The sequence below is a fragment of the Lutimonas vermicola genome (genome assembly GCF_038433205.1).
GTDB lineage: Bacteria > Bacteroidota > Bacteroidia > Flavobacteriales > Flavobacteriaceae > Lutimonas > Lutimonas vermicola.
The window spans coordinates 554,162-567,923 of record NZ_JBCDNA010000003.1 but is presented as its reverse complement, the minus strand read 5'-3'; the positions used below and the strand labels follow the sequence as shown (position 1 = coordinate 567,923).

Annotated in this window: 9 protein-coding genes and 1 tRNA gene; 4 read left to right on the top strand and 6 right to left on the bottom strand. The window is 38.8% G+C overall.

Annotated features, from left to right (window positions below):
• The first annotated feature begins 70 nt into the window (after positions 1-70).
• Positions 71-1,906 (top strand): M1 family metallopeptidase, encoded by a 1,836-nt coding sequence (locus tag AABB81_RS14520; protein ID WP_342161279.1) that lies wholly within the window; start codon positions 71-73, stop codon positions 1,904-1,906.
• Positions 1,907-1,969: 63 nt separating this feature from the next.
• Here AABB81_RS14520 and infB read toward each other — a convergent pair whose 3' ends face one another.
• Genes infB through rimP form a run of 3 tightly spaced genes read right to left on the bottom strand, consistent with a single transcriptional unit; the run spans position 1,970 to position 6,509 of the window.
• Positions 1,970-4,744, bottom strand: coding sequence for a translation initiation factor IF-2 (infB, locus tag AABB81_RS14515; RefSeq protein ID WP_342161278.1), 2,775 nt, complete (start codon positions 4,742-4,744; stop codon positions 1,970-1,972).
• A gap of 48 nt (positions 4,745-4,792) precedes the next feature.
• The gene (nusA, locus tag AABB81_RS14510) at positions 4,793-6,037 is read right to left on the bottom strand and encodes a transcription termination factor NusA (RefSeq protein WP_342161277.1); all 1,245 of its coding nucleotides are present in this window, start codon (positions 6,035-6,037) and stop codon (positions 4,793-4,795) included.
• 10 nt (positions 6,038-6,047) lie between these two features.
• Entirely contained in the window at positions 6,048-6,509 is a 462-nt protein-coding gene (rimP, locus tag AABB81_RS14505; protein ID WP_342161276.1) for a ribosome assembly cofactor RimP, read from the bottom strand.
• A 156-nt stretch (positions 6,510-6,665) separates the two neighbouring features.
• Here rimP and AABB81_RS14500 point away from each other — a divergent pair, with 156 nt between their 5' ends.
• Entirely contained in the window at positions 6,666-7,496 is an 831-nt protein-coding gene (locus AABB81_RS14500; protein ID WP_342161275.1) for a universal stress protein, read from the top strand.
• Positions 7,497-7,511: 15 nt separating this feature from the next.
• On the opposite strand, the gene AABB81_RS14495 is transcribed toward AABB81_RS14500, so the two are convergent.
• Positions 7,512-8,660 carry an acyloxyacyl hydrolase gene (locus AABB81_RS14495; RefSeq protein WP_342161274.1) on the bottom strand — a complete coding sequence of 383 codons (1,149 nt, stop codon included), beginning with the start codon at positions 8,658-8,660 and terminating at the stop codon, positions 7,512-7,514.
• A gap of 150 nt (positions 8,661-8,810) precedes the next feature.
• Positions 8,811-8,881 (bottom strand) — tRNA-Gln (locus tag AABB81_RS14490).
• 157 nt (positions 8,882-9,038) lie between these two features.
• On the opposite strand from AABB81_RS14490, the gene AABB81_RS14485 reads away from it, so the two are divergent.
• Both AABB81_RS14485 and AABB81_RS14480 read left to right on the top strand, forming a co-directional pair.
• On the top strand, positions 9,039-12,119 hold the full coding sequence (locus AABB81_RS14485; protein ID WP_342161273.1) for a protein O-mannosyl-transferase family: 3,081 nt from the start codon (positions 9,039-9,041) through the stop codon (positions 12,117-12,119).
• Between the two features lie 69 nt (positions 12,120-12,188).
• On the top strand, positions 12,189-12,827 hold the full coding sequence (locus tag AABB81_RS14480) for a polysaccharide deacetylase family protein (RefSeq protein WP_342161272.1): 639 nt from the start codon (positions 12,189-12,191) through the stop codon (positions 12,825-12,827).
• A gap of 630 nt (positions 12,828-13,457) precedes the next feature.
• Here the strand turns inward: AABB81_RS14480 and AABB81_RS14475 are convergent.
• On the bottom strand, positions 13,458-13,754 hold the full coding sequence (locus tag AABB81_RS14475; protein WP_342161271.1) for a thioredoxin family protein: 297 nt from the start codon (positions 13,752-13,754) through the stop codon (positions 13,458-13,460).
• Positions 13,755-13,762: the final 8 nt, after the last annotated feature.

Genomic DNA, 13,762 nt, shown 5'->3' with positions numbered 1-13,762 from the left:
ATAAAAAAGTAATAACAAAAGCTGCAAAGAACCTGTCCTTCTTTGTGGCTTTTTACCATATAAAAAATCAATGAATAAATATATTACATTCCTTGCCTTTGCAATGCTGTTTTTCCAGTCTTTTGCTCAGCAAAAAACCTATTGGCAGCAGCATGCAGACTATACGATGGACATAGATATGGATGTTGAAAAGTATCAGTTCAAAGGAAAGCAAAAACTGATTTACACCAACAATTCTCCTGATGAATTAAAAGAGGTTTTTTACCATCTGCAGTTCAATGCCTTTCAACCCGGAAGTGACATGGATATCAGGTTACAAAATATTCCCGATCCTGACTCAAGAATGATGGTCAATAAAGGCACGACTCAGTCTCCGGATTTCGTAAGCAGAATAGCGACATTACAGCCTGGTGAAATAGGATATCAAAAGATAATTTCCCTAAAACAGAACGGAGATCCGGTTACTTATGAAATTTATGGAACCATTATGAAGGTATCCCTCAACAAACCATTAAGCCCTGGCCAGAAGACAACTTTTGAAATGGATTTTGAAGGACAGGTGCCGTTAGTTATCAGAAGAGCCGGTAGAAATAACGCGGATGGAGTGGCCCTGAGTATGGCCCAGTGGTATCCGAAACTAGCCGAATATGATCATGAAGGCTGGCAAGTCAATGACTATATCGCAAGAGAATTCTACGGGGTTTGGGGTGATTTTGACGTGACCATACACATTGACAAAGACTATACCATTGGAGGAACAGGATATTTACAAAATCCTCAGGAAGTTGGACATGGTTATGAGGATACCAATAAAAAATTAAAACTCCCCAAGGGTGATAAGTTAAGCTGGCATTTTATAGCGCCGGATGTGCACGATTTTACCTGGGCAGCCGATCCTGATTATATTCACGATAAAGTAATGGGCGAAAATGATGTTGAGCTCCATTTCTTTTATAAAAATGATAAGCCCGAAGTGGTTGAAAACTGGAAACAATTACCAGAAAAAACCCAAAAACTTCTAGCCTACTTCAACAAACATATTGGGCAATATCCCTATAAACAGTACTCTGTGATACAGGGAGGAGACGGCGGTATGGAATACGCTATGTGCACCTTTATTACAGGAGGTGAAAAACTGGGAAGTTTGATCGGCACTACGGCCCATGAATTGGCACACAGCTGGTTTCAGTTCCTGTTGGCAAGCAATGAGACAAAACACTCATGGATGGATGAGGGTTTCACTTCGTATATTTCGGATGCAGCCATGAACGAGGTAATGGATCAGAAAAAGGAATTACCTAACGAGAGTGATTATAACAGGTATTTTTATCTTGTAAATACCGGACAGGAAGAACCTTTAACCACCTATGCTGATCATTTTGAATATAATTTTTCTTATGGAGTTTCTTCCTACAACAAGGGAAGTATCTTTCTGTCACAATTGGGTTATGTCATCGGAAAAGAAAACCTGGACAATACCCTGTTAAAATATTTTGAAGACTTTAAATTTACACATCCAACTCCAAATGATATCAAAAGAACAGCCGAGAAAGTCTCTGGCATCCAATTGAATTGGTATATGAATTATTGGGTCAATTCGACTAAGGTTATTGATTATGCTGTTCGCTCCATAAAAGATCAAACCATAACTTTAGAACGCAAAGGAGCTATGCCGATGCCCATAGACCTGATGGTGACCTATCAGGATGGAAGCAGTGAATGGTTTAATATTCCTTTGCAAATGATGTATGGCCATAAACCTACAGGAGCCAAGGTTCTGGATTGTTGGTCGTGGGTAAACCCTTTGTACACCATTAAGACTCAGAAAAAAGTGAGTCATGTACAGATCGATCCAAAAAATTTGATGGCTGATATTGACAGGGTCAATAACACAATGATAAAATAAGATCAATAAAAAATCCCGATCAATTAATTGATCGGGATTTTTTATTGAAGTTGTTTTTAATTTTTACTTCAACTTTTTCTTAACTTCCACTTCCTGGTAGGCTTCGATGACATCATCCACCATAACCTCATTGTAGTTCTTAATCTGAATACCACAATCATATCCTTTGGCAACTTCTTTTACATCATCTTTAAATCGCTTTAACGAGGTCAATTCACCTGTAAAGATGACTACATTATCCCTGATCAACCTGATCTTGGAACTTCTGTAAATTTTACCTTCCTGGACCATACAACCTGCAATGGTTCCCACCTTAGAAATCTTGTAGGTTTCCCGAACCTCTGCGCTACCTGTAATCTCCTCAACAATATCCGGAGACAACATGCCTTCCATGGCATCTTTAACTTCATCAATTACCTTGTAGATAATAGAGTAATTCCTGATGTCAATTTCTTCCTTCTCTGCGAGTTGTCTTGCACTTACCGAAGGCCTGACGTTAAAGCCTATGATAATCGCCTCTGAAGCAGAAGCAAGCAATACATCAGATTCAGTAATGGCACCCACGCCTTTATGGATAATATTCACCTGAATCTCTTCAGTTGATAATTTTTGTAAAGAATCAGTCAGGGCTTCCACAGAACCATCCACGTCACCTTTAATGATGATGTTTAACTCCTTGAAGCCACCCAATGCAATTCTTCTTCCTATTTCATCGAGTGTAATATGTCTTTGTGTCCTTACAGACTGCTCACGGCTCAGTTGAGAGCGTTTTGCAGCAATTTGTTTGGCCTCTCTTTCATCTTCATAAACTTTAAATTTATCACCTGCCTGAGGCGCTCCATCAAGTCCAAGGATCGATACCGGTCTCGAAGGGCCTGCTTCCTCAACATTTCTTCCTCTTTCATCTTGTAAAGCCTTCACTTTACCTGAATGATGTCCGGCAAGAATATAATCCCCTACCTTAAGCGTTCCTCCATCAACAAGCACCGTAGCCACATAACCTTTTCCTTTGTCAAGGAAAGCTTCGACAACCGATCCGCTTGCAAATTTATTGGGGTTCGCTTTAAGTTCAAGTATCTCAGCCTCAAGTAATATCTTTTCAAGTAATTCCTTGACTCCGGTCCCTTTTAAGGCAGATACATCATGAGATTGTATCTTTCCTCCCCAGTCTTCAACCAAGAGGTCCATTTGAGCCAATTCTTCTTTAACTTTATCGGGATTTGCATCCGGCTTATCAATCTTGTTGATCGCAAATACGATTGGAACACCTGCTGCCTGTGCATGGCTAATAGCCTCTTTTGTCTGAGGCATGATTGCATCATCTGCAGAGATTACAATTACTGCAATATCAGTTACCTGAGTACCACGCGCACGCATGGCGGTAAAAGCTTCGTGACCCGGGGTATCCAGGAAAGTAATCTTTTGACCATCTTCCAGTTCAACCGCATAGGCACCAATGTGCTGGGTGATTCCTCCGGATTCTCCGGCAATTACATTTGCGTTTCTGATATAATCCAGCAAGGATGTTTTACCATGATCAACATGGCCCATCACGGTTACAATGGGAGCTCTTGATTCAAGGTCCTCAGGTTTATCAACTTCCTCTTCTACAGTTTCTTCAACTTCAGCATCTACAAATTCAACATTATATCCGAATTCTTCAGCAACTATAGTAAGTGTTTCCGCATCAAGACGCTGATTCATAGAAATCATTAAACCTAATGACATACATGCCGAAATCACGTCAGTTACGGTAACGTCCATCATCGTAGCTACTTCGTTTGCAGTTACAAACTCAGTTACTTTGATTACTTTGCTTTCCGCTTCCTGTTGCTCAAGATCCTTCTCAGCCTGTTGACGGTGAAGGTCTCTTTTCTCTCTTCTGTATTTGGCTCCTTTGCCTTTTTTGGATTTACCCTGAAGTTTTTCAAGGGTTTCCCTTACCTGCTTTTGAACTTCTTCAGCTGATGGTTCTTCTTTTATAACAGGTTTTCTCCCTGTTTGAGCACCTCTCTGTCCTCCTCTGGCTCCGGCTCCTCTACCTGATTGACCAAAATCCGGGCGTTGAACATGTATTCTTTTACGCTTCTTTTTGGTTTTACTGGCATCACTTTCACTCTCTTTCTTAGACTCAGCAACCTTTTTCTTAGGTCTTTTAAACTTGGAAAGATCAATTGTCTCTCCCGTTTTCTTAGGACCTGATAATTTTTGATACTCAGTCTTAAGCGTTTCGGTCTCTTCAGTTACAACCTCTTCTTCATCAGATACAACCTCCTTGGCAACAGGCGTTTCAGGACTAACCTTTTTCACAGCCTTTTCCTCAACCTTTTTTGGCTTTTCTTTTGGCGCTACATCAATCTTACCGACCTGTTTAAGTCCTTTTAATTTCTTGGACCCTTTGATCACTTCCTCAACGACCTTTTCCTTTTTGACAGGAACTTCTTCTTCAGGGGACTCTACCTGCTCAACAGGTTTGGCATCAATATCAATTTTACCAACCATTTTGGGGCCACTGATCTTTTCAGATTCAGTTTTAAATATCTCAGCCCTTTTGGCTTCCTCTTCAAGGCGTTTCTTTTCAGCTTCTTTCTCTAAAGCCAAACGTATCTCCTCTTTTTCCTTTCTCTTCTCTTCTCCGATTTCCTTAGAGGCAACTTTTTTACTCTTGTCAGTCTGGAATTCATCAGACAGGATTGTATAAACCTCATGTGAGATCTTCGCTGTTGGTCTATGATCTATGTCTATTCCCTTATTAGCAAGAAACTCAACAGCCCTGTCTAGAGAAATATTCAGTTCTCTTAAAACTTTATTAAATCGTTGTGGCCTATATTCTGTCATAAATTGTGTTAAAATGAACCTCTAATTCCTATTGCAAAATAATAAATATTATGATTCGAATTCTTCTTTTAGTATTCTTTGTACTTCACGAATAGTTTCTTCTTCAAGATCAGTACGCTTGACCAACTCGGCCAAATCCAGATCTAAAACGCTTCTTGCAGTATCAAGACCAATGTTTTTAAATTCATTGATCACCCATTCTTCAATTTCATCAGAAAACTCAGTCAATTCAACATCATCTTCAACTCCTTCTCTCTGCACATCAATTTCATAACCGGTCAACTGGCTTGCCAATCGGATGTTGACACCACCTTTACCAATAGCCTTGGACACTTCTTCCGGTTTCAGAAAAACATCTACTCTTGGCTTTTCATCACCCACAGCCTCGTGAATCTTAAGAGAAACCACTTTTGCAGGGCTTAAGGCCCTTTTAATAAACTGTTCATCGATTTTGGTGTAATTGACAACATCAATGTTCTCATTACCCAATTCTCTCACAATTCCATGAATCCTGGATCCTTTCATCCCAACACAAGCACCTACCGGATCTATCCTGTCATCATAAGAATCTACCGCGATTTTTGCTTTTTCACCTGGTATTCTGGCAACCCTTTCAATTGTGATCAAACCGTCAAAAACCTCAGGAATTTCCTGCTCAAAAAGCTTTACCAAAAATTCAGGTGCCGTTCTTGAAAGAATAATAGAAGGTTTATTACCTCTAAGTTCGACATTTTTAATAATGCCTCTAACTGACTCTCCCTTTCTGAAAAAGTCTGAACGTATTTGCTCGCTTTTCGGCAGCACAAGTTCATTACCGTTGTCATCCAGCAAAATGACGGCATTATGTCTTACATGATGTACTTCCGCCGAATACAATTCTCCTTCAAGCTCCTTGTAGTGCTTAAATATATTTGTATTGTCATGCTCATGGATCTTGGAGATCAGGTTCTGACGAAGGGCCAAAATCGATCTTCTTCCAAGATCTATCAGTTTCACCTCTTCAGACACTTCTTCACCCACCTCAAAATCGGGCTCAATTTTCTGTGCTTCTTCTAACGAGATCTCCTCATTATCATCTTCAACTGCACCATTCTCAACCACGATTCGGTTTCTCCAAATCTCAAGGTCACCTTTATCCGGATTGATAATTATATCAAAATTATCGTCCGACCCGAACTTTCTTTTTAAGGCTGATCTGAACACTTCTTCCAAAATGGCCATCAAAGTTACCCTGTCAATACTCTTTTCGTCTTTAAATTCCGAAAATGATTCAATCAATGCGATATTTTCCATTATAATCTTATTAAAAAATAATCTTCACTTTTGCTTCTTTTATCTCACTCAATGGAATCGACTGTCGCTTTTCCACTGTTATTTTTCCTTTTCCTATGGGTTTAGGCTCCCTGGCTTTCCAAAATAGTATGATCTCCTTATCAGTCACTGCTATTAATTTACCTTCAAACTTCTCCTCAGCCGTCTTTACCTGCAGCGTTCTTTCAATGTTCTTGTTGTACTGCCTGTTGTCAGTTATCGGGTCAGTTATATTAGGAGTGGTCACCTCTAAAGAAAAATCTTCATTTTCCCTGTCCAGGTTGTGTTCCACGTGCCTGCTGATTCTGATGCATTCACTTAAAGGTACACCCTGATCACCATCAACAGTGATTTTTATACTTCCGTCACTTCCAAAATTCAATTCAATAAGAAACAGTGAACTATTTTCGGAAAGTGCTTCATCCACCAATTTCTTTACTAAAGTCTGATCCATTTGGCTTGTATAAAAAGAGGGGACTATCTGTCCCCTCCAACTCAACTCATCTTAAATTTCGCTGCAAATATAAGAATTCCTTTGATACTGACAAAAATCATGAGCCTATTCGATGAAAATTTATTAACTTTAGCTAATACATAAAATATAAATGTTATGAAACGAATATTAGTCCCTGTAGATTTTTCTAAAGAAGCCGAAAGTGCTGCCAAGGTTGCTGCGAGTATTGCCCGTAAAACAGGAAGTGAAATTTTTCTGGTTCACATGCTTGAATTACCTGTAACTACTATTGATCCCGCCGAGATGAATACCATCAGCAGTGAGCCTCAAATCATATATTTCATGAAACTGGCTCATCAAAAATTCGATAAATTCAAAAAATTGCCATTTCTGGAAGGATTAACAGTTGTGGAATCGATTCAGTTTCAACATGCTTTTTCAGGAATTATAGACGAAAGTGAAAAGAATAATATTGATCTTATTGTTATGGGCTCTCAGGGAGCTTCAGGCTTACAGGAGATGTTTATTGGGTCAAATACCGAGAAAGTCGTCAGACGGTCAAAAATACCTGTTTTGGTGATCAAGCAAAGCGTCGAAGAATTTGAGGTTAATGATATATTATTTGCTTCTGATTTTAACAAGGAGAGCAAGAGTACATTTCACCGTGTCATAGATTTTGCAAATCTCTTTGAAGCTAAAGTACATCTATTGTATGTGAATACAATTCACAACTTCAATACAACAAAGAATATTGAATCAAGAATAGCTAAATTTATGGCTGATTTCGATTTTGACAACTATACAAAGAATATTTATAATGACATTTCCATTGAAAAAGGAATTTTGAGTTTTGCTCGTGACATTGATGCAGATCTTATCGCCCTGAATACGCATGGAAGAAGTGGCTTATCACAGTTGTTCAACGGAAGTATAGGCCAGGAATTGGCAAATCATGCATTGAGGCCAGTGGTTACTTTTAAAATTTAATTGCAGTTTATTTTACTACCATTTAAAAGGTCGTAAACCAATACCTAATTCTGCCCAGTCTGCGCGTGAAGTTTTTCTTGTTTTAACAGAGATTTGAGCAAACAGCCAATCTGTAATGTCATATCTAAACCCGGCTCTGATATAATTAGGCGCTTTTCCCTTGTCATCAGTAATGTATGTACCTGCCTGAAATCTAATAGCCATTTTTCCAAACATAAAGTCATAACCAAGGTGCGCTCCTGCAAGGATCTGATCCTTGGTTTCGGGATAATCGGGTTTCAGGCTGCCATCCCAAAAACAATCGAATCCTGCAGTTATTGCATGCATGGTATTGAATTTAAACCGATAATCCAATGCGCCTGAAAATATGCCATATCTTTTATCAGTTCCTTTGTCATTTTCATTTTGTACTGATCCTCCTGCAACATAAATTTCAATTGAACTTTCTCTCAACCTCGGGCTTTTGGAATTTTCAGGTGGTTCAAATCTGGCTTGAAGGACTTTATCCGTGTAAACGTCTCGGTCAACCAATTTTTGATCAGCATTATAATGGTATCTCAAGCCCAGGTTTAAACCATACATATTAAATCCGTAATTGGGAGTCGTTAACCTTCCATTGGAAAAATGGGTAAAATCTATACCGTAAAGAAGATCCATTTCGCGGCCGATTTTGTAAGCCCCTCCCGCATACAGGTTGAAATAAAGGGCTAAAGGAGTCCCAATGGCATCGTTTACAGCATTCCTATTTACATCATAAGGCTCTAAATTAAAAGTGAGCCCTAATCCAAAACCCATTTCCAGTACATTTCTGCGAAGCCTGTTGGTCAATGGAAAATTAATAAAACCGAAAATTGCATTTGGCTTTCCCAAAACTTCAGGGTTTCCTATAAAGCCCCAATAATATCCAATACCGAAAGTGGCATAACCATAGCGACTGGTCCAATGATCAGGATCCTTTAACTGCCATCCAAAACGGAATTCCAAAGCTCCATAACCATCGTTTACCAAACCTTCCAAGGTCTCTCCAGTATATAAATGATAACCGGTATGTCCTTTAACCTCCAGATACCTGAAGCGGCCAAAGTTCTTAACCTCCTTTACTTCTTCGTATGAAATAGATTTTTTCTGGCCTTGCATCGAAGAGACGCTCGTGAAAATGATCATAAGGCAAAACCCGATTTTTAAGAAGCAGGAGTCAATCAAATTCAACCTTGTAGCATTCATATACATAACAAAAGACAGCCAATGTAAAGATTATATTCTAAAAAGAAAAAATCCATTATAAAAACTATAATGGATTTTTCTTTTAAAGTGTTGACCCACAAGGATTCGAACCTTGACTGGCGGTACCAAAAACCGAAGTGCTACCGTTACACCATGGGTCAATATTTCAATACCAAATCATATCTGATTAAGCAGGCGCAAATTTAGAACAAAGTTTTTGTTTGGCAAAAGAGTTTTTTTGATTTTTTTTACGACACTACAATTTACAAGCGGTTTCCATTTAATTTACTAAATTCGCCTCAGTTTTAAATTGTGTCTATGCTTTCATTTGATTACAAAAAATTCAATACCATATTGGGTTGGCTTACTTTTGCCATTGCCCTGCTGACCTACACCTTAACACTGGAACCAACAGTTAGTTATTGGGATTGTGGTGAATATATAGCTACATCCGTAAAACTGGAAGTAGGCCATCCTCCGGGAGCTCCTTTGTTTCAAATGATGGGGGCATTTTTTGCGATGTTTACTTCTGACAATTCTCAAATTGCCATGATGGTGAATTTTATGTCGGCCCTTGCCAGTGCTTTTACTATCCTGTTCCTCTTTTGGACCATAACCGCCCTGGCAAAAAAAGTCGTTGAAAAAACATCTGGTGAAATGAGCAAAGGGAGTTCTATTGCGATATTAGGCAGTGGCCTTGTTGGCGCTCTTGCATACACTTTTTCAGACAGTTTCTGGTTTAGTGCCGTTGAGGCAGAAGTTTACGCCATGTCCTCCTTTCTTATGGCCCTGCTCTTTTGGCTTGCCATCCATTGGGAGGCCGAAATGGATAAACCCCGTGGCAACAAATGGCTATTGCTGATCAGCTTTATTGTTGGTTTGTCTTTTGGTGTCCATATTCTATCCTTGCTTGTTATTCCGTCAATCGTATTCATATATATCTATAAAAGACATCCTGAACTTAGTGTCAAACAATTTATTCTGGCCAACTTGGTTTCCATTTTGGTGCTGGCCTTTGTATTTAAACTATTGTTCCCTTTTACCCTCAGGTTCTTTAGCGCGTCTGAATTATTTTTTATCAATACCCTCGGGCTGCCTTTTAATTCGGGAAGTATTATTGCAGGAATCCTCCTGGTGGCCCTGTTTTATTTCGGGCTTAGGTATACACGTAAAAAGAAAATGTTCACAGCAAACTTATTGGTTCTTTCTGTATTATTTATCATGATAGGCTTTTCTTCCTGGTTAATGTTACCGATTCGTGCAAATGCCAATACGACCATTAATGAAAATAATCCTTCCAGTGCAAGGGAACTGCTCGCTTATTACAACAGGGAGCAATATGGAGATGCCAACGTATTTTACGGCTCCTACTACTCTCAAACGGCAGACAGGGATAAAGCAAATCCTTATCAGGACGCAAAGCCCAAGTATGAAAAAGACGAAAAAGCAGGCAAATATGTCATCGTAAATAATTACAAAGACGCTTTACCAAATTATAACAGCAAACACAAGGGTATCATTCCCAGGATGGTTGATCCAACGCCATCGGTGGTTCAAAACTACAAGGCAATTGCCGGCATACCCCAAAGATCAAAGAGACGCCCTACTTTTGGTGAGAATATCAGTTTTATGATTACTTATCAGTTTGGATATATGTATGGCCGCTATTTTATGTGGAATTTTACTGGCAGACAAGATGATATTCAGGGAAATCTCGATAATCACGGGAACTGGCTAAGCGGTATTGACCCCGTAGATGAATTAAGGCTGGGCTCTCAAAAAAACCTTCCGTCGGAAGTAGCAGAAAATAAAGGAAGAAATACCTACTATTTCTTACCGCTTATCCTGGGCATTATTGGTGTTTTGTTTCATATGAAAAGAGATTTGAATAATTTTTATATCCTGCTCCTCTTCTTCGCTTTTACCGGGCTTGCTATCATTTTTTATACCAACCCCAAGCCTTTTGAACCTCGGGAAAGAGATTATGCTGTTGTGGGTTCTTTTTATGTCTTTGCGATATGGATAGGATTTGGTGTTTTGGCTTTATATGAAAAGTTAAAAAACAAGATCCCCTCTGTCGTTATGCCAACTGCATTGACAGCCATTTGTCTTTTGGCAGTGCCCGTGCTGATGGCAAAAGAAAACTGGGATGATCATGACCGGTCAGGAAAATATACGACCTGGAACAATGCCAAATCGTATTTGGATTCCTGTCAGGAAAACGCGATTATGTTTACCATTGGCGACAATGACACCTTCCCTTTATGGTATATGCAGGAAGTTGAAGATTACAGGACTGATATCAAACTCGTAAATACGAGTTTATTCGCGAAAGACTGGTATATCGATCAGCAAAAAAGAAAGACCTATGAGGCTGATCCTATTCCTTCTCAATTAAGCCATGATGACTATAAAGAAGGTTCGCTTGATGTAGCTTATCATTACCCCTATGCTTTTCCTCAATTCAAAGACTCGGTGATGGACATCAAGTTTTTTATGAAGTGGATTCAGAGTAAAGACAGTCGTACGATGATTGATTTTGAGGATAACGGACATCCTGAAAAGGTTTACCCTACTACTAAATTGAGAATCATGGTCGATAAGGAAGCTGTTCTTAAAAACGGGATTGTTGCCGAAAAGGACTCCGCCTTGATCGTCCCTTATATTGATATACAGATTTCTGAATCTGCGCTTATTAAAAACAGGATTCTGATGCTCGATGTTCTGGCCAATATGAATTGGGAAAGACCACTTTACTTTACAGGGGGAGCGCAGGCAGCTGAGGAATATATTTGGCTGAAAGATTATCTGCAATTAGATGGACTTGCCTATAAATTTGTTCCTATCAGGACCCCGATTTCTCAAAGGAGTTTTATGGATATGGGCAGGATCAATACTGACATCATGTATGAAAATGTCAAAAAATGGTCTTGGAAAAACTCCAATGGAGATATCTATTACGATCCGGAGACCAGAAAAAATGGGATCTCTTTTAGAAACAGTCTGGGAAGGCTGGCTGACGAATTGATCAAAGAAAAGGATTTTGTCAGGGCCGAAGAGATACTCGATATGTCACTTGAGAAAATGCCAATGGAATCTTATGGTTATTTCAGATTGGTTATCGGGCACATTGAATCCTATTACAATATTGACAGGCCTGAAAAAGCGCGGAAGATCGTAGAGTTTCTCATTTCAAATTTCCAGGAAAAGATCTACTATTACAGCGGACTGAGCTCTTATGAACTGACACAAAATTTTAGCGATCTTGAAGGAACACTGGACCTTTACAAATATATCATTGCCACTTGCGTAGAATTTGACAGCGAAGAATACTCTGCGAAGCTTAAAGAAGATTTTATGACTTCGGTTACGATGCTTGAAGACGTCCTTGACGAGTAAACTTTAGAATTAATCAAATTTTTGTATCTTGGGTAAGACCCCAATTGTATCGAAATTAAATACCCTTAAATGAGATCTTACCTGGTTAAAACGCCTCGATTGGTACAAAAATTTTTCAGTAATTATGCCTGGCGTATCAAGACGGATAATAAAGAGATCTATCTCACCTTCGATGATGGACCGGTACCTGATTTTACACCCTGGGTACTTGAAACATTGGAAAAATATAAGGCAAAGGCCACCTTTTTCTGCGTTGGGGAAAACATAAAAAAGCATCCCCAAATATACCAACAGATCAAAGATCATAACCACAGTATTGGCAATCACACCTTCAATCACTTACAGGGTTGGAAAACGCCTACGAATAAATATGTAAAGAACATCCTTAAAGCCGAGTCTTATCTTTATGACGCAAAAAGCCGACATGGTGAGAAACTCTTTAGGCCACCTCATGGAAGAATAAGGCCCCTTCAAGCTAAGATCCTGCGCAAAAAAGGCTATAAGATCATTATGTGGGATGTACTTAGTGGTGACTTTGACCAAAAACTCAGTAAAAAATCATGCCTGGAATACACCATTAAACACATTAGCAATGGAAGCATTGTTGTTTTTCACGACAGTCATAAATCGTTTAAGAACCTGGATTATGTGCTTCCAAAGGTTTTAGAGCACTTTACTCAAAAAGGCTATGTGTTTAAGTCGTTGTAAGTGAGGTGGGATTTTCTATATTGAATAAGTACTGGTACGCAAAAGAACCGAACCTATAATTAATGTCTCTTTGTTCAATTTTTTTTGCTCCTCCAAAAAAAACGAACCAAAAAAAAGGAGGTAACTTTTACGAGGTGGTTTTTAGGCTTTTCTATCGAACGCCTAAAAACCGTTTAAAAAGCGCTAAATTTTTTCCAAGGCTTCAAAAATTCTTAACGCACTTTTCAAACTACACTGACGTAAAAGATTCGCTCATAATAACATTTTCGTTTGGAAGATTAATTTGACATTTGACGAAGTGGCCTATTTTATTTTTCGTCTTGTATCCTAATAATTTTAGTAATGGAGAAGCAATAGCCCCCGAAGCGCAGCGGCTTGGGCTATGGTGGAGTAAAAATTATTAGAGAGATGCACAGAAAAATAAAATCAGCCTTGATCTTTTCGTTCTTTTGTATCAAGACAAAAGGACAAAATAAAAATATTTATATTTCCTTTTATCCCTTAAATATTTAAGAAATATAATTAAAAATTATTGTTTAAAAAAGTCAATGCTAATTAGGAAGTTAAGATGTGTCTTGTACTAAAAAAGAATGTCTTAATTTTCAAATCAAAATACAAGAAGCTATTCCTTCAAACATACTGTTCCACCAGGCTAATAAGCGTATTGGCATCCTGCTGACCGGTTTGGCGCCATTTCATTTCGCCGTTTTTATAGATAATATATGTTGGATTTCCTTTTATTCTTAGGGCCGCTGCAAGTGTCTCATTCTTGGAGACATCTATCTTCACAACCTTAGCTTTGTCACCAAGTGCCGCAGCAACATCCCGCAATATAGAGTGCAAATTTGTATTTTCTCCTTCCCAGTCTGCGTAAAAATCAATTAGGGTGGGGGTTTTCGATCCAATTAATTCTCCAAACTTAGTCATACTAAAGT